At 65.1% G+C, this 25,490-nt stretch carries 22 protein-coding genes and 1 pseudogene; 15 read left to right on the forward strand and 8 right to left on the reverse strand.

What is annotated here, in order from left to right:
- Positions 1 to 120: 120 nt before the first annotated feature.
- From BCO18175_RS31550 to BCO18175_RS31565, 4 genes are read left to right on the forward strand one after another with little or no spacing between them, the layout of a single operon-like run.
- Entirely contained in the window at positions 121 to 1,710 is a 1,590-nt protein-coding gene (locus tag BCO18175_RS31550; protein WP_174986717.1) for a flavin-containing monooxygenase, read from the forward strand.
- A gap of 21 nt (positions 1,711 to 1,731) precedes the next feature.
- Positions 1,732 to 2,667 (forward strand): SDR family NAD(P)-dependent oxidoreductase, encoded by a 936-nt coding sequence (locus BCO18175_RS31555; RefSeq protein ID WP_174916581.1) that lies wholly within the window; start codon positions 1,732 to 1,734, stop codon positions 2,665 to 2,667.
- Entirely contained in the window at positions 2,664 to 3,569 is a 906-nt protein-coding gene (locus tag BCO18175_RS31560; RefSeq protein WP_174916582.1) for a metal-dependent hydrolase, read from the forward strand. Before BCO18175_RS31555 ends, BCO18175_RS31560 begins: the two co-directional genes overlap by 4 nt.
- A gap of 4 nt (positions 3,570 to 3,573) precedes the next feature.
- Complete coding sequence (locus BCO18175_RS31565; protein ID WP_174986719.1) at positions 3,574 to 4,491, forward strand: alpha/beta fold hydrolase; 918 nt, start codon at positions 3,574 to 3,576, stop codon at positions 4,489 to 4,491.
- Here BCO18175_RS31565 and BCO18175_RS31570 read toward each other — a convergent pair.
- The gene (locus BCO18175_RS31570; RefSeq protein ID WP_174986721.1) at positions 4,446 to 5,006 is read right to left on the reverse strand and encodes a putative glycolipid-binding domain-containing protein; all 561 of its coding nucleotides are present in this window, start codon (positions 5,004 to 5,006) and stop codon (positions 4,446 to 4,448) included. The genes BCO18175_RS31565 and BCO18175_RS31570 overlap by 46 nt on opposite strands.
- 256 nt (positions 5,007 to 5,262) lie before the next feature.
- Between BCO18175_RS31570 and BCO18175_RS31575 the strand changes: the two genes are divergently transcribed.
- The 4 genes from BCO18175_RS31575 (at position 5,263) to BCO18175_RS31590 (ending at position 12,181) form a co-directional block, all read left to right on the forward strand.
- Positions 5,263 to 6,156 carry an urea transporter gene (locus BCO18175_RS31575; RefSeq protein ID WP_174986722.1) on the forward strand — a complete coding sequence of 298 codons (894 nt, stop codon included), beginning with the start codon at positions 5,263 to 5,265 and terminating at the stop codon, positions 6,154 to 6,156.
- Complete coding sequence (locus tag BCO18175_RS31580) at positions 6,131 to 6,907, forward strand: class II aldolase/adducin family protein (RefSeq protein WP_174986724.1); 777 nt, start codon at positions 6,131 to 6,133, stop codon at positions 6,905 to 6,907. Before BCO18175_RS31575 ends, BCO18175_RS31580 begins: the two co-directional genes overlap by 26 nt.
- A gap of 51 nt (positions 6,908 to 6,958) precedes the next feature.
- The gene (locus tag BCO18175_RS31585) at positions 6,959 to 7,147 is read left to right on the forward strand and encodes a 4-oxalocrotonate tautomerase (RefSeq protein ID WP_069251875.1); all 189 of its coding nucleotides are present in this window, start codon (positions 6,959 to 6,961) and stop codon (positions 7,145 to 7,147) included.
- 192 nt (positions 7,148 to 7,339) lie between these two features.
- The gene (locus BCO18175_RS31590; protein ID WP_174986726.1) at positions 7,340 to 12,181 is read left to right on the forward strand and encodes an NAD-glutamate dehydrogenase; all 4,842 of its coding nucleotides are present in this window, start codon (positions 7,340 to 7,342) and stop codon (positions 12,179 to 12,181) included.
- 22 nt (positions 12,182 to 12,203) lie between these two features.
- Here BCO18175_RS31590 and BCO18175_RS31595 read toward each other — a convergent pair whose 3' ends face one another.
- From BCO18175_RS31595 to BCO18175_RS31605, 3 genes are read right to left on the reverse strand one after another with little or no spacing between them, the layout of a single operon-like run.
- Positions 12,204 to 13,064, reverse strand: a complete 861-nt coding sequence (locus BCO18175_RS31595; RefSeq protein ID WP_174986728.1) for a class I SAM-dependent methyltransferase — start codon at positions 13,062 to 13,064, stop codon at positions 12,204 to 12,206.
- Positions 13,065 to 13,071: 7 nt separating this feature from the next.
- Positions 13,072 to 13,422: a VOC family protein gene (locus BCO18175_RS31600; RefSeq protein WP_174986729.1), complete on the reverse strand. Its 351-nt coding sequence runs from the start codon at positions 13,420 to 13,422 to the stop codon at positions 13,072 to 13,074.
- Position 13,423: 1 nt separating this feature from the next.
- On the reverse strand, positions 13,424 to 13,600 hold the full coding sequence (locus tag BCO18175_RS31605) for a ribbon-helix-helix domain-containing protein (RefSeq protein ID WP_089475130.1): 177 nt from the start codon (positions 13,598 to 13,600) through the stop codon (positions 13,424 to 13,426).
- Positions 13,601 to 14,061: 461 nt separating this feature from the next.
- Here BCO18175_RS31605 and BCO18175_RS31610 point away from each other — a divergent pair, with 461 nt between their 5' ends.
- From BCO18175_RS31610 to BCO18175_RS31625, 4 genes and pseudogenes are all read left to right on the forward strand, one after another.
- Entirely contained in the window at positions 14,062 to 15,492 is a 1,431-nt protein-coding gene (locus BCO18175_RS31610) for a hypothetical protein (RefSeq protein WP_174986731.1), read from the forward strand.
- Positions 15,493 to 15,669: 177 nt separating this feature from the next.
- The gene (locus BCO18175_RS31615) at positions 15,670 to 17,436 is read left to right on the forward strand and encodes a hypothetical protein (protein WP_174986733.1); all 1,767 of its coding nucleotides are present in this window, start codon (positions 15,670 to 15,672) and stop codon (positions 17,434 to 17,436) included.
- Between the two features lie 102 nt (positions 17,437 to 17,538).
- A complete protein-coding gene (locus tag BCO18175_RS31620; RefSeq protein ID WP_174986735.1) occupies positions 17,539 to 17,988 on the forward strand; it encodes a hypothetical protein in 450 nt (149 codons plus the stop codon).
- Between the two features lie 115 nt (positions 17,989 to 18,103).
- Positions 18,104 to 18,337: pseudogene (locus tag BCO18175_RS31625) on the forward strand (multidrug effflux MFS transporter); the annotation flags it as partial.
- Between the two features lie 37 nt (positions 18,338 to 18,374).
- Here the strand turns inward: BCO18175_RS31625 and BCO18175_RS31630 are convergent.
- The 3 genes from BCO18175_RS31630 to BCO18175_RS31640 all read right to left on the reverse strand — a co-directional run bounded on the left by BCO18175_RS31630 (position 18,375) and on the right by BCO18175_RS31640 (position 22,081).
- Positions 18,375 to 19,250, reverse strand: a complete 876-nt coding sequence (locus tag BCO18175_RS31630; RefSeq protein WP_174986737.1) for an arylamine N-acetyltransferase family protein — start codon at positions 19,248 to 19,250, stop codon at positions 18,375 to 18,377.
- A 122-nt stretch (positions 19,251 to 19,372) separates the two neighbouring features.
- Complete coding sequence (locus BCO18175_RS31635; RefSeq protein WP_174968889.1) at positions 19,373 to 20,059, reverse strand: hypothetical protein; 687 nt, start codon at positions 20,057 to 20,059, stop codon at positions 19,373 to 19,375.
- Positions 20,060 to 20,596: 537 nt separating this feature from the next.
- The gene (locus tag BCO18175_RS31640; RefSeq protein ID WP_174986739.1) at positions 20,597 to 22,081 is read right to left on the reverse strand and encodes an amidase; all 1,485 of its coding nucleotides are present in this window, start codon (positions 22,079 to 22,081) and stop codon (positions 20,597 to 20,599) included.
- Positions 22,082 to 22,448: 367 nt separating this feature from the next.
- Here BCO18175_RS31640 and BCO18175_RS31645 point away from each other — a divergent pair, with 367 nt between their 5' ends.
- The 3 genes from BCO18175_RS31645 to BCO18175_RS31655 all read left to right on the forward strand — a co-directional run bounded on the left by BCO18175_RS31645 (position 22,449) and on the right by BCO18175_RS31655 (position 24,520).
- Positions 22,449 to 22,883, forward strand: coding sequence for a universal stress protein (locus BCO18175_RS31645; protein WP_174968887.1), 435 nt, complete (start codon positions 22,449 to 22,451; stop codon positions 22,881 to 22,883).
- 626 nt (positions 22,884 to 23,509) lie between these two features.
- The gene (locus tag BCO18175_RS31650; RefSeq protein ID WP_174986742.1) at positions 23,510 to 23,758 is read left to right on the forward strand and encodes an adhesin; all 249 of its coding nucleotides are present in this window, start codon (positions 23,510 to 23,512) and stop codon (positions 23,756 to 23,758) included.
- 288 nt (positions 23,759 to 24,046) lie between these two features.
- Entirely contained in the window at positions 24,047 to 24,520 is a 474-nt protein-coding gene (locus BCO18175_RS31655; RefSeq protein ID WP_174986874.1) for a nuclear transport factor 2 family protein, read from the forward strand.
- A 12-nt stretch (positions 24,521 to 24,532) separates the two neighbouring features.
- On the opposite strand, the gene BCO18175_RS31660 is transcribed toward BCO18175_RS31655, so the two are convergent.
- On the reverse strand, positions 24,533 to 25,345 hold the full coding sequence (locus tag BCO18175_RS31660; protein ID WP_254608198.1) for a BPL-N domain-containing protein: 813 nt from the start codon (positions 25,343 to 25,345) through the stop codon (positions 24,533 to 24,535).
- Positions 25,346 to 25,490: the final 145 nt, after the last annotated feature.

Here is a 25,490-nt window from a genome sequence, read left to right on the forward strand (position 1 = left end):
CCCGCCTGGCTTCCGGCCCTTAGAGCGCCGCTTCTAGCCTCTTGCGGTTTCCGGGCTCACCCACTATCGTTACATCAAACAATGTAACATTCGAAAATGAGCCAAATCGGAGACACCCGGATGAATGCTCGCACGTTGCCTTTCGGTCCGCCCGGCCACGACGGCCTGGACGAAACCATCGACATCGCCATCATCGGCACCGGCTTCGCCGGCCTCGGGATGGCGATCCGCCTGCGTCAAACAGGCGTAACCGAATTCGTCGTCCTCGAGAAGGCCGCGTCGGTCGGCGGCACGTGGCGCGACAATCATTACCCCGGGTGTGCATGCGACGTGCAATCGCACGTCTATTCGTTCTCGTTCGCGCCGAACCCGCGCTGGACGCGCATGTTCGCGCCGCAGCCGGAAATCCGCGCGTATCTGGAAGACTGCGTGCAGCGCTTCGGGATCGGCGCGCACCTGCGCCTGAACCACGAACTGCAGCGCGCCGAGTACGACGAGGCCGCGCAACGCTGGCACCTCACGTTCGCGAACGGCAAGCGGCTGTCCGCGCGCGTGCTGGTATCGGGGATGGGTGGCCTGTCGCGCGCCGCGCTGCCGTCGATTCCCGGCGTCGAGAACTTCAAGGGCCGCGCGTTCCACTCCCAGAATTGGGATCACGACTATGCGCTCGAAGGCAAGCGCGTCGCGGTGATCGGCACCGGCGCGAGCGCGATCCAGTTCGTGCCGCAGATCGCGCCGCGCGTGAAGGAACTCGCGCTGTTCCAGCGCACGCCGCCGTGGATCATGCCGAAGCCCGACCGCAACCTGACCGGGCTCGAGAAGTGGCTGTTCCGCACGCTGCCGTTCACGCAGAAGGCCGTGCGCAGCAGCATCTACTGGATGCTCGAATCGCGCGTGCTCGGCTTCGCGATCCATCCGTCGCTGATGAAGAACGTGCAGAAGCTCGCGCTGCGCCACATCCGCAAACAGATTCCCGATCCGGAGCTGCGCAAGACCGTCACGCCGAACTACACGCTCGGCTGCAAGCGCGTGCTGATCTCGAACGACTACTACCCGGCGCTGTCGCGCAAGAACGTCGACGTGATCACGACCGGTATCGACCATATCGAAGCCGACGCGGTCGTGACAACCGACGGCCGCCGCCATGAAGTCGACTGCCTGATCTACGGCACCGGGTTCCAGGTGGCCGATCCGTTCCCGCGCGGCGCGATCGTCGGCCGCGGCGGGCTCGACATCGTCGACGCGTGGCGCGACGGCGCGCACGCTTATCTCGGCTCGACGCTGCCCGGCTACCCGAACTTCTTCATGATCGTCGGCCCGAACACCGGCCTCGGCCACAACTCGATGGTGTTCATGATCGAGTCGCAGATCGAATACATCCTCGGCGCACTGCAGGCGATGCGCCGCGAACGTGCGGATGCGATCGAGGTGCGCCCGCTCGTCGAGGCGCAGTTCAACAGCGACCTGCAAGGCCGGCTCAAGAAGGCGATCTGGTCGACGGGCGGCTGCAAGAGCTGGTACCTCGACCCGCGCACCGGCAAGAACACGACGCTGTGGCCGGGCTTCACGTGGCGTTTCCGCCAGGCGACCGCGCACTTCTCGATCGCCGACTACCACGCGTATCGCACGCCGCAACACGACACGACCGCGCGGCCCGCCACCGCGCCCGCCGCTTCCGCTTCGACTTCCACGTCCGCCGAAGCGGCCTGAGCCAGACAAGGAGCAACCGACATGAGAGATTTCACCAACAAGGTCGCCGCGATCACGGGTGCCGGCTCGGGCATGGGCCGCTCGCTCGCGATCCAGCTCGCGCAGGCCGGCTGCCAGGTATCGCTCGCCGACAAGAACGCCGTCGGCCTCGCCGAAACCGAGCGGATCGTCCGCACGATCGCGCCGAACGTGCGCGTGTCGACGCGCGTGCTCGACGTCGGCGACCGCGAAGCGATGTTCGCGTGGGCCGACGACACCGCGAAGGAACACGGCAAGGTCAACCTGATCTTCAACAACGCGGGCGTCGCGCTGTCGAGCACGATCGAGGGGATGGAATACAGCGATCTCGAGTGGATCGTGAACATCAACTTCTGGGGCGTCGTGCACGGCACGAAGGCGTTCCTGCCGCACCTGAAGGCATCGGGCGACGGCCACGTGATCAACACGTCGAGCCTGTTCGGGATCTTCGCGCAACCGGGCATGAGCGGCTACAACGCGACCAAGTTCGCGGTGCGCGGCTTCACCGAATCGCTGCGCCAGGAACTCGACATGATGAAGTGCGGCGTGTCGGCAACCTGCGTGCATCCGGGCGGCATCCGCACGAACATCGCGCAGGCCAGCCGCGTCTCGAAGAACATGGTCGGCTTCATGGTCGCGAGCGAGCAACAAGGCCGGGACACGTTCGAGAAGTTCTTCATCACGACCGCCGACGACGCCGCGCGCACGATACTCGCCGGTGTACGCCGGAACAAGCGCCGGGTGCTGATCGGCCGCGATGCGAAGGCCGGGGACTGGATGGCGCGCGTCCTGCCGTGTACGTACCAGGCGCTCGTCGTGCTCGCGACGCGCCGCGAGGCCGCGAGGGCCCGCCGCGACGCCGCGCGCGGCACGCCGGCGGCCGCCCCGCTGCACGCCACCTACAACAATGCAGGCAATCAGGGAGGAGAACAATCATGACGACCCCGAACATGATGCCCGTGCGGCGCGACATCCGTTTCGCGCTGCCCCCCGAACGCGCACGTGACTGGCACGTGCAGGGCGTGCCGGTCACGCACTTCATGAACGCGCTGTCGCTGCTGTTCCCGGCCGGCGAACGCTTCTTCATGGATTCGGTGCGCAACTATCGCGACCAGATCGAGGATCCCGAACTGAAGAAGCAGGTGCTCGGCTTCATCGGCCAGGAAGCGATGCATACGCGCGAGCACATCGAATACAACGACCTGCTGCAGTCGTCCGGTCTGCCCGCGCACAAGCTCGACAAGCGCCTGTGGACGATCCTCGGCTGGTTCAAGAAGGTGCTGCCGCATTCGATGCAGCTCGCGATCACGATCGCGCTCGAGCACTACACGGCGATCCTCGCGAACCAGCTGCTGTCGGGCCACGAGCACCGGATCGACGGCTCGGTCGAAGGCTACCAGCAGATGTGGATGTGGCACGCGATGGAGGAAACCGAGCACAAGGCGGTGTCGTACGACGTATGGACCACCGTGATGAAACCGGGCCTCGGCAGCTACCTGCTGCGCACGGGCACGATGCTGACGACGACCGTGTTCTTCTGGACCATCGTGTTCGACTTCCACGTGCGCCTGATGCGCGCGCACCGTCGCGAACACGGCAAGTTCGGCGGCATGTGGCGCCTCGTGAAGTACCTGTACAGCCCGAAGCACGGCGTGTTTCCAAGCATCGCGCGCGAATGGCTCGACTACTTCCGCCCGGGCTTCCACCCGTGGGACCACGACAATCACCAGTACCTGCAGGGGCTCGATACGTTGCTCGAGAACATCGACGCGACCAATGCGCGCTACGCCGCGCAAGCCGCCCCGCGCCGCGTGCCGCTGCACCCGGTTCCGCAGGCATGACGCCATGGCGCGCGCCCACGAGATGCTGACCGTCCAGTCCGGCGACGTGAAACTCGCCGTCTACGTAAGCGGGTCGCGTCGCGCCCCGCCGCTGATCCTCGTGCACGGCTACCCCGATTCGGCGGCCGTGTGGGCGCCGATCCGCGCGCGGCTCGCGAAGCGCTACCGCGTGATCGCATACGACGTACGCGGCGCCGGTGCATCCGATGCACCGCGCCGCCGCGCCGACTACACGCTCGAGCGGCTCGCCGGCGACCTGAAGGCGGTGGCCGACGCGACCTGCGGCGGCCGGCCGTTCCACCTCGTCGGCCACGACTGGGGCTCGATCCAGTGCTGGGAGGCTGTGACCGACCCCGCGTTTCGCGGCCGGATCGCGTCGTACACGTCGATCTCGGGCCCGTGCCTCGATCACGTGTTCCGCGCGAAGATGCGGCTCAAGCAGAGCCTGAAGTCGTGGTACATCGCGTTCTTCCACCTGCCGCTCGTGCCGTCGCTGGTATGGCGGCTCGGCGGTGCGGCACTGTGGCCGCGCTGGCTGCAGCTCACCGAACGCGTGCGTGCCGAGCGCGACCCCGTGCAACTGAAGAACGCGCTGAACGGGCTGCAGCTGTACCGCGCGAACTTCCTCGCTCGGGCACGCAAGCCGCGCGAACGGTACGCGCAGGCGCCCGTGCAGATCCTGGTGCCGGTGCGCGACCGCTATGTGACGCCCGAGATGTCGGTCGACCTCGACCGCTGGCTCGGCGACCACGTGCGTGAGGAAATCGACGGCACGCACTGGATCGTGCTGCGCCATCCCGACATGATCGCGTCGCGGATCGACCGCTTCGCGTCCGCGCAGGAGCGGCCGGCGCTCGCCCCGGCCGTGGCCCGGGTTCAGCGCATCGCCGGCGCCGGCAGGCGTCTGAACAGCGTCTCGTAATCGACGACGAGCCCGTCGTCGTCGATCTCCATCTCGGCCGTGAAGTCGCGGAAGATCCCTTCGTAGCGGTAGCGCCGGCCCGGCTCGAGGCACGCGTAGGCCTGCTTGACCGGCGTGACCTTAAGGTCGGGCGTAGAGATATACGCGACGTCGATCGGCCGCCGCTCGCCACGCGCGAGCCCGAGGCGGCCGATCGGCAGCGAATTCGTGAACGGCGTCGCCGCGATGTCAATGTCGATGCAGCCGTCGAGCGCCGGCAGTGCGCGGCCCGAGCCGTCGTGCCAGTGGCCGGCGCCGTCGCTGCGCAATTCGAGCGTGCCGCCGCCCATCACCTTGAGCACCGCGCAGGTCACGCGCCAGTGCGCGTCGCACTCGACGCGATACGCGAGCCCGTACGCACGCCCGTACCGCTGGCCGACCACCGCGCTTTCGACGACGATCCCGCCGCCGCTCCGGTCGAATGTCAGATGTTCGACCCCGTCGCCTTCGAGCGACGCCCAACGCACTTCGCGCATCGTTCCGCCTCCCGGTTTTCCCGATGCGGGACATCGTGGCACAGATCGCTCGACGAAAGTGCCGGCCACCGCCGGTATCCGAGTCCCAAACGGGCAGCCCCGCCGAATGGCCTAACGGCGCGGCGTTCGGGCACGAATCGACATCCGGATTCACCGTTTCGGGGCATCGACCACAAATCCTGACTATCCAGAATTCCCTATTCCGGTGCACGGGATTGTGGCCTATGCTCGCGGCTCGTCCTGTTCCGCCGCCATCATGCCTACCGCCCGCCCCGTCCCGCCGTCGATCGACCTGCGTATCCTGCTGCGCGGCATCGGGCAGATCGTGCTGCAGGCGAATGCGCTCACCGGTGCGCTGCTGCTCGCCGCGCTGGCGCTGACCGACCTGCGGCTCGCGAGCGCCGCGCTGGTCGGCTCGGCCGCCGCCAGCATGACGGCCGTGCTGACGGGCGCCGCGCGCCGCGACGTCGAACAAGGGCTGCACGGCTTCAACGGCGCGCTCGCCGCGCTGATCGCCGTGCTGTTCGCGCCCCATCAACTCACCGCCGTCGCGCTGGTGCCGCTGGCCTCGATCGGCGCGGCGCTCGTGCAGCGCGCGATGCGCGTGCCGCTCGCCCGCTGGCGCCAGTGCCCGTATTCGAGCCCGTGCCTCATCGTCACCGCGCTGTGGTTTCCGTTTGTCGCACTGCAACATGCAGGCGGCGCGGCGGCCGACCCGGCGCTGACGTTTTCATCCTCGGCCGATGCGCTGCTCTCCGGCGTCGCCCAGACCACCTTCGCGCAAGGCGCATGGGCCGGCGCGCTGATCGTCGCCGGCCTCGCCTTCGCATCGCGCCGCGCGGCCGCGTTCGCGCTCGGCGGCGCGATCGTGTCGACCGTGCTGCTGGTCGCGCTCGGCGCGAGCGGCGCGTCGTTCGCCGACGGCCTGCTCGGCTTTAACGGCGCGCTCGCCGCACTCGCGCTGATGCCGCGTGGCCCGCGCGCGGCGCTCGCGGCCGCCGCACTGGCCGCGCTGATCCAGTGGCTCGCGACGCGCGCCGGCATTCCCGCGTTCACGGCCCCGTTCGCGCTCGCGTCGTGGGTCACGGTGATCGTCGCGCGCCGCTTCACCTTCGGAGAACCCGATGTCGTCATTCGCACACCGTCCTGATGCCGTGAAACCCGGCGGCCCGATCACGGACGCCGAACGCCAGATGCGCGTCGACCTCGCCGCCGCGTACCGGCTCGTCGCGCTGAACGGCTGGGACGACCTGATCTACACGCATCTTTCCGCGACCGTGCCCGGCGAGCCCGGCCACTTCCTGATCAACCCGTTCGGCCTCACGTTCGATGAAGTTCGCGCGTCGAATCTCGTGAAGATCGACCTGGCCGGCAACCGCATCGGCGACAGCGAGCATGCGGTCAACGTGACGGGCTTCGCGCTGCACGCGGCCGTGCACGCCGCGCGCGCCGACGCCGTGTGCGTGATGCATCTGCACAATACGGCCGGCATTGCCGTATCGATCCAGCGCGACGGGCTGCTGCCCGCGTCGCAGCACGCGCTGCGGTTTCATGGCGACCTCGGGTACCACGACTACGAGGCGCTCGCGTTCTCGCCGGCCGAAGGCGCGCGACTGACCGCGAGCCTCGGCATGAAATCCGCGATGCTGCTGCGCAACCACGGCACGCTGACGGTCGGCCGCACCGTCGCCGAAGCCTATGTGCTGATGGATACGCTGATCAAGGCGTGCGACATCCAGGTGCGCGCGCAGGCCGGCGGCGGGCCGCTCGTGCTGCCCGACCCGGCCGTCGCCGACCGAACTGCCGAACAGCTGCGCGACGGCGGCGCGATCGAGGGCGAACTGGAATGGCCGGCGCTGCTGCGCCGGCTCGACCGGATCGACCCGACGTATCGCGACTGACACCGCCGGCTTCCCACGAATCATTCACCCCAATCATCGGAGCACTCCGTCATGCCGACTTTCAATATCCAGCTCTTCGAAGGCCGCACCGTCGACCAGAAGCGCGAATTCGTCGAAGCCATCACGCGCGTCACGTGCGAGACGCTCGGCTGTGAGCCCGGCTCGGTCGATATCATCCTCACCGACGTGAAAAAAGAGAACTGGGCGACGGCCGGCAAGCTGTGGAGCGACGAGCGCTGAGCGTCAACGGCGGCGTCGCTTCGACGCTGCGTGCCCTGCTCTGACTCACACGCTGCAGCGCCCGCGACGGGCGCTGCACGCGGCCTCCCCAGGCCACCACTCGTTGTGCGCCCGCACATCGCTTTGTCACGCAATCGGCGCATAATGCCGGACAGACGCAGCAGCCGATGGCCACCCGACGAGGAGACCGCCATGGAAGCGAAGAACGAGGAAGTCGTCGCACACCTGCTCTCGGACGTCGTCGAATTCGCGCGCGGGCGCCTGCCCGAAGCCACGTTCCGGATCGTCGAACCCTTCCTGCGTCATTACTACGATTTCGTCGATGCCGACGATCTGCAGAGCCGCAGCATCGCCGATCTCTACGGCGCCGCGATGGCGCACTGGCAGACCGCCCAGAAATTCGTGCCCGGCAGCGAACGGCTGCGCGTGTACAACCCGATCGTCGAACAGCACGGCTGGCATTCCGACCACACGGTCATCGAAATCGTCAACGACGACATGCCGTTCCTCGTCGATTCGGTGACGATGGCCGTCAACCGCCTCGGGCTCGCGCTGCACTCGGCACTTCACCCCGTGTTCCGCATCTGGCGCGGCCGCGATGGCGGCATCGAACGCGTCGATGCGGGCGGCGCGACGCCCGGCGACGGCCAGTCGCAGCTCGCGTCGTTCATCCATTTCGAAGTCGACCGCTGCGGCGACGCCGCGCTGCTCAACACCTTGCGCAACGACATCGCGCACGTGCTCGGCGACGTGCGCGCGTCGGTGGAAGACTGGCCGAAGATCGTCGACATCGCACGCGCGACGATCAAGGAAATGAAGGCGCGCGAATCGACCGCGGAAGACATCGAGGCGCGCGCGTTCCTCGAATGGATGGCCGCCGATCACTTCACGTTCCTCGGCCAGCGCGACTACGCGCTGGTATCCGACAGTTCCGGCTTCGGGCTGCGCGGTATCGAAGGCTCGGGTTTCGGCCTGCTGCGCGAATCGTTGCGCGCGCCCGATGCGCCCGACGTGACGCCACTGCCGACCGCCGCCGCCGACATCATCACCGGTCCGTGGCCGATCTTCCTCACCAAGGCGAATTCGCGGGCGACCGTACACCGGCCCGGCTATCTCGATTATGTCGGCGTGAAACTCGTCGGCCCCGATGGCAAGGTCGCGGGCGAGCGCCGCTTCATCGGGCTCTACACGTCGACCGCCTACATGGTGTCGAGCGCCGAGATCCCGATCGTGCGCCGCAAGTGCGCGAACATCGTGCGGCGCGCGGGCTTCCTGCCGAAGGGACATCTCGGCAAGTCGCTCGTGACGGTGCTCGAAACCTATCCACGCGACGAGCTGTTCCAGGCCGACGAAGACCAGCTCTACGACATCGCGCTCGGCATCCTGCGGCTGCAGGAACACCAGCGCACGCGCCTGTTCGTGCGCCGCGACCGCTTCGACCGCTTCGTGTCGTGCCTGGTGTTCGTGCCGCGCGACAAGTACAACACCGACCTGCGCCGGCGCATCGCGAAGCTGCTGATCGATGCGTACAACGGCGTGAACGTGGAATTCACGCCGCTGCTGTCGGAATCGGCGATCGCGCGCATTCATTTCGTCGTACACGCGGAACCGGGCACGATGCCCGACGTCGACACGCGCGAGCTCGAAACGCGGCTCGTGCAGGTCACACGCCGCTGGCAGGACGATCTCGCCGACGCGCTGCTCGACGCATTCGGCGAAGAGCAAGGCAACCGCCTGCTGCAGCGCTATGCCGACTCGTTCCCGGCCGGCTACCGCGACGACTATCCGGCGCGCACCGCCGTGCGCGACATCGAGCTGATCGAGCGCGTGAAGGATTCCGGGCAGCTCGCGATGAACCTGTACCGGCCGATCGAGGCCGAGGCGCGTGCGTTCCGCTTCAAGGTCTATCGCGCGGGCGACCCGATCGCGCTGTCGCGCAGCCTGCCGATGCTCGAGCATCTCGGCGTGCGCGTCGACGAGGAGCGGCCGTACCGGATCCAGACGCAGGATGCCGCGCATGCGTGGGTACACGACTTCGGCCTCGAGCTCACGGATGACACCGAGTTCGACATCGAGCGCGTGAAGGGCCTGTTCGAGGATGCGTTCGACCAGATCTGGAGCGGGCGGATCGAGAACGACGACTTCAACCGCCTCGTGCTGCGCGCCCACCTGAGCGCACGCGAAGTGACGATCCTGCGCGCGTATGCGAAGTATCTGCGGCAAGTCGGCTCGACCTTCAGCGACGCCTATATCGAGCGTGCGCTGACCGGCAACCCGGCGATCGCGCGGCAGCTCGTCGAGCTGTTCCTGCTGCGTTTCGACCCGGCCACCGGCGACACGCGCGACGTGCAGGCCGAGCGGCTGCTGAAGGCGATCGAAGGCGCGCTCGACCAGGTGCCGAACCTCGACGAGGACCGCATCCTGCGCCAGTTCCTCGGCGTGATCAACGCGACCGAGCGCACGAACTACTTCCTGCTCGACGCGAACGGCGAATCGAAACCGTACCTGTCGTTCAAGTTCAATCCGGCGAAGGTGCCGGGCCTGCCCGAACCGAAGCCGATGTTCGAGATCTGGGTGTATTCGCCGCGTGTCGAGGGCGTGCACCTGCGCGGCGGGCGCGTCGCGCGTGGCGGCCTGCGTTGGTCGGATCGTCGCGAGGATTTCCGCACCGAAGTGCTCGGGCTGATGAAGGCGCAGATGGTGAAGAACGTCGTGATCGTGCCGGTCGGCTCGAAAGGCGGCTTCGTCGTGAAGAACCCGCCGCCGCCGAGCGATCGCGAAGCGTGGATGCGCGAAGGCATCGCGTGCTACCAGACCTTCCTGCGCGGCCTGCTCGACCTGACCGACAACCTGGTGAGCAACGCGATCGTGCCGCCGCCCGACGTCGTGCGTCACGATCCGGACGACCCGTACCTGGTCGTCGCCGCCGACAAGGGCACGGCCACCTTCTCCGATTACGCGAACGCGATCTCGCACGAATACGGCTTCTGGCTCGACGACGCGTTCGCGTCCGGCGGCTCGGTCGGCTACGACCACAAGAAGATGGCGATCACCGCGCGCGGCGCGTGGGAATCGGTGAAGCGGCACTTCCGCGAGATGGGCATCGATACGCAGACGACCGACTTCACGGTGGTCGGCGTCGGCGACATGTCGGGCGACGTGTTCGGCAACGGGATGCTGCTGTCGCCGCATATCCGGCTCGTCGCCGCGTTCGATCACCGGCACGTGTTCCTCGACCCGAACCCCGATCCCGCGACGAGCTTCGCCGAACGCGCGCGCATGTTCGCGCTCGAACGCTCGAGCTGGGCCGACTACGATCCGGCGTCGATCTCGTCGGGCGGCGGCGTCTACCCGCGCACCGCGAAGACGATTCTGCTGTCGCCGGCCGTGCAGGCCGCGCTCGGCATCGACGCGCACGCGCTGCCGCCGGCCGAGCTGATCCGTGCGATCCTGCAGGCGCCGGTCGACCTGCTGTACAACGGCGGCATCGGCACCTACGTGAAGGCCGCGCGTGAAACCCACCTGCAGGTCGGCGACCGCGCGAACGACGCGGTGCGCGTGAACGGCACGGACCTGCGCTGCAAGGTGGTCGGCGAAGGCGGCAACCTCGGCTGCACGCAGTTCGGCCGGATCGAGTTCGCGCAACGCGGCGGCCGCATCAACACCGACGCGATCGACAATTCGGCCGGTGTCGATTGTTCGGATCACGAAGTCAACATCAAGATCCTGCTCGGGCTCGTCGTGTCCGACGGCGAGATGACCGAGAAGCAGCGCAATGCGCTGCTCGCGGAGATGACCGACGAAGTCGGGCTGCTCGTGCTGCGCGACAACTACTACCAGACGCAGGCGCTGTCGATCGCCGGCCGCTATGCGGTCGAACTGCTCGACGCCGAGGCGCGCCTGATGCGCTGGCTCGAACGCGCAGGCCGCCTGAACCGCGTGATCGAATTCCTGCCGACCGACGATGAAGTCGCCGAACGCCAGGCCGCAAAGCTCGGACTCACGTCGCCGGAACGCGCGGTGCTGCTCGCGTACAGCAAGATGTGGCTGTACGACGCGCTGCTCGAATCCGACGTGCCCGAGGATCCGCTGGTGGCCGCGATGCTCGTCGACTACTTCCCGAAGCCGCTGCAACAGCGCTTCAGCGAACCGATGCGCCGCCATCCGCTGCGCCGCGAAATCCTCGCGACGCACCTGACCAACGCGCTCGTGAACCGCGTCGGCTGCGCGTTCGTGCACCGGCTGATGGAGGAAACCGACGCGCAGCCCGGCGACATCGTGCGGGCGTGCATCATGGCGCGCGACGTGTTCGACCTCGATGCGGTGTGGCGCGACATCGACGCGCTCGACAACCGCGTCGCCGACGACGTGCAGGCGCGCATGTTCGTCGACGTCGCGCGGCTGCTGGAGCGTGCGGCGCTGTGGTTCCTGCGGCACCTGCAATCCGGCGCGGTGGCCGACGGCGGCGTCGCCGAGCTGATCGCGCGCTGCCGCGATGCGGCCGAGCGGCTGGCGCCGCAACTGCCGTCGCTGCTGCCGGCCGACGATCTCGAAGCGCTGTCCGAGCGGCAGCGCGTGCTGGTCGAAGCCGGCGTCGACAGCGCACTTGCGGTGCGCGTCGCGAGCGGCGACATCTCGGCCGCGCTGCTCGACATCGCCGAAGTGGCCGCGACCAGCAACCGCAGCCTCGAACTCGTCGCGGGCGTCTATTTCTCGCTCGGTACGCTGCTCAATTACAGCTGGATCGGCGAACGGGCGGCAACGCTGCCGACGCCGACGCACTGGGACATGCTGGCGCGTGCGGCCGCGCTCGCGGAAGTCGCGCGCCTCAAGCGCACGCTGGCGACGAGCGCGCTCGCGGAATCGCCGGATTCGACCACGCCGGAGACGATCGTCGGCGCGTGGCGCACGCGCCGCGAAGCCGCGCTCGCGCGCTATGAACACCTGCTCGCGGACCTGCGCGCGTCGGGCGGCGCAAGCCTCGCGGTGCTGCTCGTGGTCGTGCGGGAAATGGCGGTGCTCGAACGGGCGTGATGGTCGCTACGGTCGCGACGGCTCAGACCGTCGCGACCAGCAGCTCTTCCGCGTTGTTCGGCGGCCGCAGGCCGTCGGTGCGATCGGCAAAGTAACGGCGCGTCAGTTCGGCGGCCGATACGTGTGCGGCTTGCGCGAAGCCGGCCTCCCGCGCGAGCGCCTGGATCTGCGCCGGCATGAAGAAGCTGATGAACGGTGTGCCGCTGGCGCGCGCACCCTTCGCGGCCATTTCCAGCCCCGGACGCACGTCGGGATCCGCATTCTCCAGCGGCAACAGGAACGTCATCGCGAGCGTCGAGCCCAGCGCGAGCGACGCGACTTCGCGCAACGCAGCCGCATTCGCTTCGTGCGTCAGGTACATGCTGACGCCGGTGGACACCACGACCGCCGGCTTGCCGGCATCGAAGCCCGCGCCGACGAGCGCAGCGCGCCACGACTGTTTCGCCTCGAAATCGACCGGCACGAAACGCAGCCAGTCAGGCACGCCGAAACCAAGCTCGACCAGGCGGCGCTGCTTCCAGGCCTGCGGCGCGGGCGGGTCGACTTCGAAGACGGTCACACGCGACGCCATGTCCGGCCGGCGCTGCACGAAACTGTCGAGGCCTGCGCCGAGGATCACGTACTGGCTCACGCCGCGCGCGGCCTGCTCGGCCACCAGATCCTCGATGAAGCGCGCCCGCGCGACGATCGACGCGCGGAACGGCCGAGTGAACTGCGGATCCATGTCGCCGCGCTGCTGCCAGCCGGGTTCCGGCGCGAGCAGTTGCAGCCCGACTTCGTCGGTGAGCACATGCGGCGGCGCGTCGAGTTCGACGTGCAATGCGCGCCACAGCGCGACGCGCGCGGCCGTGCTGTCGGGGGCGCTTTCGCGGGGTTCGGTCATGGCCGCCTCACGCGCCCTGCTTGCCCGGCGCCTGCAGGCGCCACACGCGGCCGTCCGGATCGCGCACGGTCATGTCGCGCGTGCCCCAGTGCGTGTCCTCGAACGGCGTGACGACGTCGACGATCGGCTGCGGCTGCACCGCCTGTTCATCCGCCACCTTGAGCACGACCTGCATGTCCGGCGTCTCGCCCGGCGGCACTTCGGCGATGAACAGGAAGGGGCCGTCGCCGCCGCGCAGCTGGCCCGAGTGGTGATCGGTTTCGAACTCCAGCGTGAAGCCCAGCGCCTGGAAGAACTTGGCCGACTTGCCCCAGTTGTGCGTGGTCAGGTACACGGCTTCGATTCGCTCGGATGACATGTCACTCCTCCTTGGTGGACGGCCCCGCGCCCGGCGGCGGCGCGGCCAGGTACGCGCGCAATGCGTCGGCCACCAACGCGGACAGCGATTGCTCCGTTTCGATGGCGCGATGCTTGACCTGCCGGATCAGGCCGAGCGGCAGGTACACGTTGAACTGCTTCACTTCTTCGTCGGTCATGGAGGCTAGTATGCTAGCAATCTAGCAAAAGTCAATTGCCGGGGCGGCCGAATGGATAGCAGACGCAGGTGCTGCCGATCGCCGGCCGCTACGCGGTCGAACTGCCCGGCGGCGAGGCGCGTCTGATGCGCTGGCTCGAACGCGCGAGTAGCCGGGTTTGGCCGTTGCGATCGCGGCGATCGCGACAACACGTATACCAATGTAAATCGCCGCAACCCACTATATGGGCTCCCTCTCATAATGCTCAACGATCGACGTCCTTTTTGCCAAAAATTATAGTTGTAAAGCACTCATGCGCAAACTAGTCTGAATTTTCCATATCTGAATTCAGTAAAAGTCGAGTTTCACGTTTTTCGAAACTATTCCGGCATTCGTTGACATGATCGCATGCGATGTTGCGATTTCCGTCGATCCATTACGCTTGTCGTTAAAAAATTAAACAATACAGCCCCGGAGTTTCCATGAATGTCAGCAATGTCTCGAGTTCAGGTTGGCGTGTTTCCCACTGGGCGGCAGCGGCGATATACGCGGGCACTTTCATAGCGGCGACCGGCGCCGCTCTGCCGGCGAATGCAAAAGGCGTCGAAAGCGGTGAATGTGACACGCCGACGACACCATTCTGCGATGCGCTGATGAACCCGTTGCCGGGCTGGCCTGGACACGTTTTCAAGCTGTCGCAGAATTACCCCAATGAAGTGAAAAAAGATTACCGGCCATGGCTTAAATACGATCCAATTACCGACACCAAACGCTACATTCTTTCGGCTCTCACCTATTTCTATGAAGGGAATATCCGGGGGAACCCCGCGGAAAGCGAATACAATTTCGATCCAGAACTCAATTCGAGGCGCGCCTGGTATCACGCCCCTTGGCAAGATCACGGCAAGGAAGGGCGTGAGTTCATCCATGGGCTGACGCGGGAACGTGTATCGGAACCGCTCGAACTCGCCAAAACACAAACGTCATATTGGAATAACTACGCGGTCGGTTTCTACAACGCACCGGGCGGCGTCACGTTCGGAAAGGTCTGGCAGGATCGTGGGAAGCCCGATCCGAATGCCGCAATCTTTCCTGAAGGAACCGTTTCGGGGAAGTTGCTTTTTACGACGGCCACCCCTAACGAGGTTCCCTATCTCGCAGGCGCGCCCGAATGGAAGGCCTATATTTATTGCGACGTGCACGAGCAAAACCCGACGCTGGATAGCAAGCGCTGTGTCACGACGGTTCGCTTGCTGCAGATCGACATTGCAGTGAAGGACAACCGTTCAACGGCCACCGGTTGGGTATTCGGTACCTTTGTCTACGGAGGCGGCAAGCCACCGAAAACGAGTCTGTCAAAGAGTTCGGAACTCGCTGTCGGCGACGGGAGACCGAAACTGAAGCCGCTGAGGAATTGGGAACAGGTTTATCCCGTCGGTGTCATGTGGGGCAATGATCCCGGTTACTCCGGATCCGGCAAGCTGACCCAGACGTGGCTCAATCCGGACGTCAAGCTGCCCCATTACGGTTATCAGAACCGCCTTAACGGCCCGGTCGACAACCCGAAATCGGCTTGCATGTCGTGTCACTCGACTTCCCAGTGGCCGTTGAGTGCAAGCATGATTCCGCCCAACGGGGCATCCGATTATGTCACTGCATGGTGGTTCCGCAATATCCCTTCGGGGACACCATTCGGACCGGGGATGCCGCCGGAACCGCCACCGCCTGGAACGCAGCCCGTGAGCGACGATGTGCATCGTGTATCTCTCGATTATTCGCTTCAGCTCGCAGGCGGCATCAGAAATTTCTATAAAGCCAATCAGCAGCTCATCGAAAAAATGTTTCCCAAGGCATCCGCTGAAGATGTCAAGGCGTTCCTTGGCAATCCGGTCACCCGGTCCGGCGACGAATAGTCTTCAGGACGGGCACAGGTAGCGATTTCGCGTGACTCGGGATCACCACGAACGGGGCGAGGGCCCGGGACTGTCGTTTGCGGGCAGGTATAGCGTCCACACGCAACGGAGAATTTTCTTGCGGCCCTCGGAAACAGCACTATCAGAACCAGGAATCTTCGATCAGGAGCGCATAATATGTTGCAGCCCGGAAAATGCCACGTCCGCTTACTGCGCGTTGCGATGCTGATCGCGGGGGGCGTGTCGCTCACGATTTACCCAACCATCGGGATGAGCAGTTCCTCTGACGAGGATGCGAAAAATCCGATCGAGATCCGTTCCTCGCTCCCCGAGGACCTCAATAATTCCGATGCGCCGCACGCAACATTGCAACAGGCCGCCGCTTTTGCCTGGAATCAGTTTATTGCGCTGAACTGGCCCGCACTTGCAAAAGACACCAATAATCTAAAGCGAGATTATCCCGATACGAGTCTGCCGTTTGGCGACCCCCAGTACAAAGACCCTCTCGTCTGGCATACTTTTCGCGGAAAAGTAGAAATATTCCCAACAGACAATTCCACGGCCTTCGCAAAGGGAGCCGCCAGCGATTACGGCTACGATGACAGGCCGAATTACAATTATGGCCAAGGAAATGTCGCCCGCTCTTCCGGGCCGACGCCCTGGATCAATCTCGACGAGAACAGCCAGATCGGCCTGAATAAAATTTATGCCGGCGTCGTGTCGAGCATGCCGCTGGATAAAAATGCACAAATTCTCTTCATGGCAAAGGCCAACAGGAATGAATACAGGTACATTACCGCAAACAAATGGTGGAATCCGCTAGCCCCCGACCCAAGATGGTCGAATCCGACAGGATCTACCCCAACCATATTCCAGGCAACAGCCGAATTCGTCAAAGCATACAAGCGCGACCCGGTAGCCGGTTCTACCAATTGCGATGGCAATCCTTCTAAAGCCAGGTGCGTCAGCCTCCCCATAGACTCCATCGAAATCAAGGCGGCATGGAGAAGATTGACTCCCGACGAAATAAAATCCGGACGTTTTTATACTACCCTGACACGCCACTACGAAAGCCAGGACGACGGGAAACACATCAAGGCTACCGATGAAGTCATGGGGCTTGTCGGATTGCATATCATCAGAAAAACCAAATCCGCCCCTTATTTCATTTATACGACATTCGAGCAGGCGGACAATATAACGGATGCCGACGGGAATGCAGTCGAAGATGAAGATGGAAATTACAAGAGTGCACTGAAGAACATAACACCGATGACGCCTAACGTCATCTCCAACAACGCCACCCCTGACATGCCCCAAACATTCGCGCGCCCGGGAAGTTACCCTGCCACACCAAACAAACAGCTTTACTATCAGAACATCAAAGACACCAAAGATCACAGTTCCGGCCTGCTCGATGGCGGGATAATTCTCGTCAATAAAAGAATCAATGACATACCGGACGAAATAATAAACACCAACAAGCAAGCCCACGACAAGATTCGGTCATATGCGGCGTCCAGGAATTTCAAGTCGCCGCCCGTCTGGCTGTACTACAAGCTCATCAATGTTCAAAACACACCGCTTGGAGAAAAGATTCCCGGAATCGACAGATTCCCACGATCAACCTACTACCAAGCCAATAGCGTCATCGAAACCGACTACAATCTCCAGCGGTTCAGTGGAGAGTTTGATGACTTCCGGAATAAAAAGTTTACCATTTCCGATTTCACAAAAAGCGGAAGCAACCTGACCAACGTTTCCCACAACGGGAACAGCCTTAACATGGGCGGCTGCATGGGTTGTCACGGCAATGCCCAGGCCGCCGGGTCCGGCTTCAGCTTCATCTTTCTTGATTCACCCGTGACCGCCCCGGAGTGGGACACCAAATCCCTGAATGACAGCAAATTTCGCCGATTCATGAATTACCTGGCCCGCCCATGAGAGCCTTTGCATTTCGACCAGGCACCAGGAAAGTTTTTCAAAAATTTCGCATCCTGTCCTGAGAATGGATAGGTAACTTAGCCATTACTCAAAGAGGCCATCATGTCAAACACCATCAATGTGCTTGTTGCGGTAAATACAACTGGCGCACTCGAAGCAAACAATGGAGGAATTGGAAACAAAACCGTTGGCGACTTCGTATATATGGCGGACGACTCCGACACCACATACCCCGCCGCCCAAAATTACAAAACCGAGGGCACTGACGAATTGCTCACATACTGCAAAGACGGGGACACCATTATTTGGCGCGTTTATTCAATCAACCAACAGCCGAGCATTTCAATTACAGGAATTCGCGGAGACGTAAATTCCACGTTTACTAATTTTAATCCCACCCCGATATCTGGGCATGACGGCCAATGGTGGTCTGCAGTTATTCATGGAACCGGAACAAGCGTTCAATATTCTGTATACCTATCGATAGGCGGTGTACCTGTATCGTTTGATCCGCATATCACGTCGGTAGAATCTGAATACGCCAAGCGCTAGTTGGGCAAAACGGGGCAACCGAACGGAGTCGAGCGCACACACATGCTCGTCCCGGCCCGTTGCCTCCAAGCTTATGAGCGCAGTGTTGAACAGCGCCGCGCGGCACTCGATCAGGTCGTTGACGCCCATCGCCGGCCTGACGAGCGCGATCCGCGGATACGCGCTGCTGCCCGTGTCGACGGCGATGACGGCACTGGCCGGCTTCGCGTCGGTGCCGGTGCTGACGCCCCTCGCGGCGTTCTTCGTACTCCTCGCGCCCGCGGTCGTCGCGATGGTCACGAAACCACTGCGCCATCTTGCGCAGATGCAGCCGGCCGCAGTCGTGCGCGGCTGCGGCGAGATGGCGTAGTCCTGGGGACGGTTGCCGCGCAATCGCCCCGTCACCCTCAGCGCGCGGCAGGCTGCCCGTTCGTCACCGGGCCGCGCACGTCCGACGCCGCTGTTCGCGCCGCCAGCCGCGCAAACAGCGCGTCGAGATCGAATCCCGTCGTGTCGATGCCGATCGTGTCGCGCAGGCACGCGCCCCAGGCGGCCGCGTCGTCGAACGTGACGGCGCGCCCACCGCCCGCCGCATCGCGGATCGTCAGCGTGGTGTTGCGCAGCGCGGCGCGGCCCTCCGGCAGCACGCGGCATGCAATCAGGTTATGCAGGAAGATCGATTCGGGGTACGTCGACGTAAACCAGTTCGCGGCGTCGTAATCGATCCACTCAACCCGCTTCGGCTGGAAGCGGTAGGTGGTCTGCCAGCCGTCGGGCGTCTCCATCTGCATTTCAAATTCACCGTCAACCGGGGCGGCAACGACTCGGAACGTACCGTGCGGCGTCAATTGCCGCTCGTCGGGCACGAAACGCAGCGGCGCGGTCAGCGTCGCGCTGCCGAAGCCGATATCGGCGAGCCAGGCCGCGCCGTCGAGATCGATGCGCAGCAGCATGTGCGTATGCGCGGAGGCCACTTCCGGCGGCAGCATCCAGCGCACGCGCGCGATCATCGGCGTCACGCGAAAGCCGATCGTCGTGAGCGCGGTGTAGAACAGCTTGTTGAGTTCGAAGCAGTAGCCGCCGCGGCGATGCGCGATCACCTTGTCGACGATCGAGGGCAGGTCGAGCGCGACGCGCGCACCGGTCAGCGGATTGAGGTTTTCGAACGGAATCGCCTGCGGGTGCAGCAGATGCAGCCGGCGCAGCACGTCGAGCGTCGGCTCGACCGGGCCGTCGTAGCCGATGCGGGAGAAATAGCGCGAGAGGTCAAACGAGTCTGTCATGAACCTGCACCGAAAAAAGGGACACGCCACGATAGCATCGCGCGCAATCCCCATGTTGGGCGGGGCGATCTTCGTCGTCGCACGCGATGCCGGCACCGCATCGCGCGCCGCCCCGCACAACGTTACGGCAGCAGCTTCAGCGCGGACGATGCGACCGACGGCACCGAAATGCCCTGGCTCGTCGCGAACTGCACGGCCTGGCTGAGCGTCGCGGCGAGCGACTGCAACTGGCCCGGCGCGCTTTGCGCAATATACGACGCAGCCTGCATGTTCTGCGGATTCAAGCCCGACTGCAACAGCGACGCCGCGCTCGTCGAGCCGAGATTGCCGAGGCCGGATTGCAGCTGCGAATACTGCGTGAGCCCCTGCCCGAGCGACGCGAGGCCGTTGCTGAACGCCTGCTTGTCGATTGGCCCGTGCGTCGCGCCGCCGCTCGCGAATGCCTGGCCGAGCGCCTGCGACACCGATTGCTGCGCGCCGCCCATCTGCGACAGCGCGGCCGGCGTCAGCGCGTCGCCGCCGGCCAGCTGGCTCGCGGCCTGCTGCGCCTGCCCGGCCGCGCCGGTCAGCCCCATCGACGACGCGAGCGACGACTGGCCGGTCAGCACCTGCTGGTTCGCGCCGACATAGGCCTGCAGCAGTTGCGCGACGACGCCCTGCGCGGGCGCCGCCTGCTGCTGCCCGCCGCCGAGCAGCGATGCGCCGAGCGACTGGAGGTCGAGCTGCGCGTGCGCAGTACCGCTTGCCAGGATGCCGAACGCGATACCTGCCGAGGCCAGGTGTCGGCCCGTCGCGCGAATCTGCTTCATGTGTTGTCCTCGTGCCCGAATTGTTGAGGCCAATATTGTCGAAGCGCGCCGCGCGCCGCCGCAACGACTGAAACACATCGAAACGAAATCACGCCATGCGGCGGCTTGCAATTCCGCGACCCGTGTACGCGCTCGGGCGGATTCGTCCGCGATTGCCGTGCGATATCGGGCGGGGGCTGGAATTCGTTCGCGAGCCGCGTCAATGGCGGCGGAAGCTGGGGCTGGGGAAGTGGCGCGGCTGGTGGTCGACCACGCATCGTACGTCTTGAACGGCACGTCGAATTCCCCCTCGACCGGCGCAGCGGCGACGCGGAACGTGCCGGTGCCCGTCGCGGCGTGACGCGCGCCGACGAGCAACACAGTCGGGAATCAAAGCAAAACGGGCGGCTTGTCGCCGCCCGCTTCTCCATCTACTACCGGCCATCCGCCGTTCACCGTTCGCAACCGGCTTCGGCTTCGGCTTCGGCTTCGGCTTCGGCTTCGGCTTCGGCTTCGGCTTCGGCTGCGGCTTCGGCTTCGGCTTCCGGCCAGCACGCGTTACGCAGCCATCCACGCCGGCACCCGCCCACCAACCCGCTCGGCCGCCCGCTCGTAGCCGCGTGCGAGTTGCAGCACAGCGAGATCGGCGCGCGGACGCCCGATCAGCTGCATCCCCATCGGCAGCCCCGCGTCGTTGAAGCCGACCGGCACGCTGATCACCGGGCAGCCGGCCAGCGTCCACGGCACGACCGTTTCCATCCAGCGGTGGTAGGTATCCATCGGGCGACCCGCGATCTCCTTCGGCCAGCGCTGCTCGACATCGAACGGGAACACCTGCGCGGTCGGCGCCGCGATGAAGTCGTAGCGGTCGAAGAAGCTCAGCACGGCCTGATGCCACGCGGTGCGCTCGACGCTCGCGTCGAACACGGCCGCGCCCTGCATCGCGAGCAGCCCTTCGACCTCGTAGATCGCCTCGGGCTTCAGCAGCGCGCGCCGCGCCGGGTCGCGATAGTGCGCCAGCAGCCCGCCACCGGACAGCAGGTGCCGGTGCGCGAGCCACAGGCGCCAGATCCGGTCGGGCGCGAACGCCGGCAGCGCGGCATCGACGTCGCAGCCGATCTCGCGCAGCGTCGCCAGCCCCTGCTCGCACAGCGCAAGCACGCCGGCCTCGGTCGCGAGATAGCCGTTCCAGTCGCCGACCCATGCGATGCGCTTGCCGCGCAGGTCGGCGTCGAGCGGCTGCGCGAACACGGCCGGATCCTCCGCGAGCGACAGCGGATCGTTGCGGTCATAGCCGGCCTGGATCGCGAGCAGTTGCGCGACGTCGCCGACCGTGCGGCCCATCGGCCCTTCGATGCCGAGCTGCTGCATGTACACGTCGACGCCCGGCCAGCGCGGCACGCGGCCCTGCGACGGGCGGAAGCCGTAGATATTGCAGAACGCGGCCGGATTGCGCAGCGAACCGCCGAAATCGCTGCCGTCCGCCACCGGCAGCATCCGCGACGCGAGCGCCGCCGCCGTGCCGCCGCTGCTGCCGCCCGCGCTCTTCGTCAGGTCGTACGGGTTGCGCGTCGCGCCATAGACTTCGTTGAACGTGTGCGAGCCGAGCCCGAATTCGGGCGTGTTGGTCTTGCCGATGAAGATCGCGCCGGCCGCGCGCATCCGCGCGACGCCCACGGAATCGGCCTGCGGCACGTTCTCGCGGAAGATCGGCGAGCCGTAGGTCGTCCGCAGCCCCTTCGTCATCGCCAGATCCTTCGGCGCCTGCGGCATCCCGTGCATCCAGCCGTGGTACTCGCCGCGCGCCAGCGCGGCATCCTTTTCCGCGGCTTCGGCGAGCAGTGCGTCGCGATCGCGCAGCGCGACGATCGCGTTGACCGCGCCGTTCACGCGCTCGACGTGATCGAGGTACGCACGCATCGTCTCGACGCACGACACGGCCTTGCTGCGGATCGCCGACGCGAGCTCGCCCGCCGACAGGCGCACGATCGGGTCGACGGGGATGGAAGCGGGAGCGAGAAGCTGCGGGGCGCCGTGCGGCATGCGGAGTCTCCTGGAATCGGAATGGGATGGCGGGCCGCACGGCGGCGGTCGCTCCCGAACCGGCCGGGGGCGGCCGCGCCGCGGTCGATGCACTACTCTACGCGACGCCGGATCGGCGACCTCCGATATTTTCCGCCGCGATTCATTGCGGATCCGACTAAATCGGGGTGGCAAGCCACGGGTCGCCCACGCCGCCCCGGTCGATGAAATCGTTTATGCGCATAAACTTAAATTTCTTATATTTCTATTAGGCGCGGCACGACGCGGCGGGCGTTAACGACATTTTTACGCGGCCGCCCGTTCTCTTTAGATCGTTCGTCCCGGCGGCGCGCTACGCTGGAATCATCTCGTTTCCTGGACAACGTTCATGCTCAAGCTGCTGGTTCCGGTCGGCCACTCTCCCCGCTCGCTTCAGGCGGTTCGCCACGCGACCTTCCTGTATCGCGAACGGTGTGCGTCGGAGATCGTGCTGATCAACGTTCAGGCACCGCTCGAATCGACGCGGCTCGAGGCCTACCATCCGCTGTCGCGGCTGCGTTCCATCGAGGAGAAGTTCGCGTCCGACGATCTGGCCATGGCCGAGCGGATCCTGCGGGAAGCCGGCGTCAAGTACAGCGTCGTGATGAAGGTGGGCCCGGTGGCCGATACGATCGCGTCCGTCGCGGCCGAGACGGGGTGCGACGAGATCGTGGTCGTCGCGCCGCGGCACGATCCGTTGCATGCGCTGATGTCGGTGTTCCGCCGCAGCGTGATGAGCCGGCTGGTGCGGATTTCGAATGTGCCGGTCACGGCCGTGCAATGACGGGGATGACGCGCGGCGGCGCGTCGCCGGCTCGTTCGCTGACGGGCCGCAGGCTTGCAACGAGCGGTGCGGCACGTGTGCGCGTTGCCGCTCACGTGCGCACCGGCCTTCTCGCAACGCTTAATCGATGACCTTGCGCCAGAACACGAAATAGGCGGCTGCCGAAGATGCAACGAGCAGAATGGCCCACATCGGGGCAAGGCTGATCAGGACAGAAGAGACGTTAAGCATTTGGATTCCTCACTATTTCGATAGCGACGTTCAACACGCACCTGCTTGCCGGAACCGATGCATTCGACCGCGATCGCGTTCCGTCAAATCATGCATTCATGCTATCGCTTTGAACGGCCACGCGACCGCCCCCTCCCGTCCGTAACCTGACATTCGTCAAACTCGCGCGAATCGCGTGCCTGTCGAGCTGAAATTCGTCGCGCGAATGCCTCGTCGTACGCCCCGTTTCGCCGGCCAGTCGCATTGAAGTCGCGCCCTCCTTCCGCACGCAAATCACGAAAAACGGGACAGGATCACCCCGCCCGCCCCCCGTTTCAGCAGACGTTTACCGGGGGAACCCCCAAGTGCTTCGTCAAACGGGTCCGCGTTACGCTTGAGTGACGAGGAGACGAACCATGAGACGAGCCGTACATATCGCTGTTTTCGCACTGCTGGCATATCTCATTGGCGATCGCGCGATCCTGCATGCGCAAGGCCGCGACACCAGCCCGCTCGCGTGCGAACAGGGCGCCGCGCAAGTGAAGGTCGACGCGCTCGGCCGCGGCTTCGGCGAAGCCGCCGCCAGCAGCCAGAGCGAGGCATTCATGTCGGGCTGCCTGGTGACGGGGCGCGGCAGCCAGGACGTCGCGCTGGCGAACCGCTGACGCGCATCCGTTGAGGTGCCGGTCGCGTTCGGGTCACGACGGCTGGGCCGGAGCCGCGCGCCCGCATCCATTTCCGCTTTTTCGATCAATATTGCGACCCAGGTCACGGTCCGGACGGCGGTCACACCGAACGTCCACACGTGACCTGTATCGTCGCGGGGAAGACGCGTCGACATCGGTTCGATCGGGGCATCCTTGCCGCCTGGCACGCCCCTGGCGATCAACCGGCCGAATTTCCGGCCGGCGCATCGAAACCCCGCTTCATCTATAACGACAACCCACCCAACGATGATCCATCCGCACACCGAGTTGATCCAGCGCTTCTACACGGCGTTCCAGCAGCGCGACATAGACGGGATGCTCGCCTGCTATGCCGATGACGTCGTGTTCAGCGATCCCGCATTCGGCGAACTGCGCGGCGACCTCGCACGCGACATGTGGCGCATGCTGGTCGCGCGTGCGCAGGACTTTTCATTGACGTTCGGCGACGTCGACGCGGACCAACAGGCCGGGCGCGCCAAGTGGATCGCCCAATACCGGTTCACCACGACCAACCGCATGGTGGTCAACCGGATCGATGCGCGGTTCCGGTTTCGCGACGGACTCATCGTCGAGCATCGCGACAGCTTCGACCTGTGGCGCTGGTCGCGTCAGGCGCTGGGACTGAAGGGCGCCCTGCTCGGCTGGACGCCTTTCGTGCAACGCGCGATCCGCGCGCAGGCACGGAAGAATCTCGACGCGTATCGCGCCAAACGGAAGTAACGCACGCAACCGTTATGGCTTCATCGTCGCGTTGATCAGGTCGTAGGCCATGTCCGGCAGAACGCCGTCCGGATTCTTGAGACCGTACTGGCGATACCAGCTTTCGTCGGCTTCGGGATGCGGGCCGACGAGCCCGACGCGCCCTTTGCCGTAGCGATAGGTCGCGGCCGCGATATCGCGGTTCGGATAGGTCGCCAGCACGACCGCGCCAGGGGCGGCCGGAAGCATCGCGCCGTCCTGGAAGTAGATCCAGCGCTTTTTCCCGCGCCATACCACCGGTGTCACCGTGTCGGCAATACCGTGGAGTGTCGAACCCGGCCGGCCGACCTCGGAATCGAACTCGCCGTCGACCAGCCCGAAACCCGGGTCGCCCGCCAGGTAGGCACCCATGCAGATGCCCAGATAGCGCCCGCCGTTCGACACGTATTGCCGCACGGCCTTGATCGAATGCTTCCCGATGCTGGCCGCCGCGCCGGGGATGTCCTGCCCGCCGCCCGGCTGGACATAGAGCGCGGCGCCCGCCAGGACGGCGGGCGTGATCTTGAGTTTTTCCGCCGGCCCGACGTAGATCACCCGGAACCTGTGTTCCGATTCCCGCAGGCGGCTGGCGATCGTCTCGGGACAGCCATCGCACGCGGCCGGGCCACGATAGACCAGCGCGACGGGACGGCTGGCGGAGCCGCGCGTATCGCCGTCGGCCGCAGCCGCATGAACGACCGATGACGCGACGAGCGCCACCACCACGAAAATCGATTCTCTGGATCGCATGTTCTTGAACGACGGGATTTGAGGGCTCGCGGCCGTCCAGGACGAAGCGACCTGCACGCACCGATGCTCGCCCCGCTTTTTGAAACCTGGCTGAAAGCCGCGTGAAATAGAGCGTAGGCGCGCGAAAGCGGCGTGTGTGTGCCGTTTCTTGCGTGCTTGTGCAGATATGTCGCCGCCGACTCCCCCGCGCCACCGCGCTTCC

The sequence above is a fragment of the Burkholderia lata genome, from assembly GCF_902499335.1.
GTDB classification, from domain to species: domain Bacteria; phylum Pseudomonadota; class Gammaproteobacteria; order Burkholderiales; family Burkholderiaceae; genus Burkholderia; species Burkholderia lata_B.

What these genes read in the sequence shown, in the direction of transcription:
- BCO18175_RS31550 (WP_174986717.1), top strand. Translation starts at nt 121, where the DNA reads ATGAATGCTCGCACGTTGCCTTTCGGTCCGCCCGGCCACGACGGCCTG.
- BCO18175_RS31555 (WP_174916581.1), top strand. Translation starts at nt 1,732, where the DNA reads ATGAGAGATTTCACCAACAAGGTCGCCGCGATCACGGGTGCCGGCTCG.
- BCO18175_RS31560 (WP_174916582.1), top strand. Translation starts at nt 2,664, where the DNA reads ATGACGACCCCGAACATGATGCCCGTGCGGCGCGACATCCGTTTCGCG.
- BCO18175_RS31565 (WP_174986719.1), top strand. Translation starts at nt 3,574, where the DNA reads ATGGCGCGCGCCCACGAGATGCTGACCGTCCAGTCCGGCGACGTGAAA.
- BCO18175_RS31570 (WP_174986721.1), bottom strand. Translation starts at nt 5,006, where the DNA reads ATGCGCGAAGTGCGTTGGGCGTCGCTCGAAGGCGACGGGGTCGAACAT.
- BCO18175_RS31575 (WP_174986722.1), top strand. Translation starts at nt 5,263, where the DNA reads ATGCCTACCGCCCGCCCCGTCCCGCCGTCGATCGACCTGCGTATCCTG.
- BCO18175_RS31580 (WP_174986724.1), top strand. Translation starts at nt 6,131, where the DNA reads ATGTCGTCATTCGCACACCGTCCTGATGCCGTGAAACCCGGCGGCCCG.
- BCO18175_RS31585 (WP_069251875.1), top strand. Translation starts at nt 6,959, where the DNA reads ATGCCGACTTTCAATATCCAGCTCTTCGAAGGCCGCACCGTCGACCAG.
- BCO18175_RS31590 (WP_174986726.1), top strand. Translation starts at nt 7,340, where the DNA reads ATGGAAGCGAAGAACGAGGAAGTCGTCGCACACCTGCTCTCGGACGTC.
- BCO18175_RS31595 (WP_174986728.1), bottom strand. Translation starts at nt 13,064, where the DNA reads ATGACCGAACCCCGCGAAAGCGCCCCCGACAGCACGGCCGCGCGCGTC.
- BCO18175_RS31600 (WP_174986729.1), bottom strand. Translation starts at nt 13,422, where the DNA reads ATGTCATCCGAGCGAATCGAAGCCGTGTACCTGACCACGCACAACTGG.
- BCO18175_RS31605 (WP_089475130.1), bottom strand. Translation starts at nt 13,600, where the DNA reads ATGACCGACGAAGAAGTGAAGCAGTTCAACGTGTACCTGCCGCTCGGC.
- BCO18175_RS31610 (WP_174986731.1), top strand. Translation starts at nt 14,062, where the DNA reads ATGAATGTCAGCAATGTCTCGAGTTCAGGTTGGCGTGTTTCCCACTGG.
- BCO18175_RS31615 (WP_174986733.1), top strand. Translation starts at nt 15,670, where the DNA reads ATGTTGCAGCCCGGAAAATGCCACGTCCGCTTACTGCGCGTTGCGATG.
- BCO18175_RS31620 (WP_174986735.1), top strand. Translation starts at nt 17,539, where the DNA reads ATGTCAAACACCATCAATGTGCTTGTTGCGGTAAATACAACTGGCGCA.
- BCO18175_RS31630 (WP_174986737.1), bottom strand. Translation starts at nt 19,250, where the DNA reads ATGACAGACTCGTTTGACCTCTCGCGCTATTTCTCCCGCATCGGCTAC.
- BCO18175_RS31635 (WP_174968889.1), bottom strand. Translation starts at nt 20,059, where the DNA reads ATGAAGCAGATTCGCGCGACGGGCCGACACCTGGCCTCGGCAGGTATC.
- BCO18175_RS31640 (WP_174986739.1), bottom strand. Translation starts at nt 22,081, where the DNA reads ATGCCGCACGGCGCCCCGCAGCTTCTCGCTCCCGCTTCCATCCCCGTC.
- BCO18175_RS31645 (WP_174968887.1), top strand. Translation starts at nt 22,449, where the DNA reads ATGCTCAAGCTGCTGGTTCCGGTCGGCCACTCTCCCCGCTCGCTTCAG.
- BCO18175_RS31650 (WP_174986742.1), top strand. Translation starts at nt 23,510, where the DNA reads ATGAGACGAGCCGTACATATCGCTGTTTTCGCACTGCTGGCATATCTC.
- BCO18175_RS31655 (WP_174986874.1), top strand. Translation starts at nt 24,047, where the DNA reads ATGATCCATCCGCACACCGAGTTGATCCAGCGCTTCTACACGGCGTTC.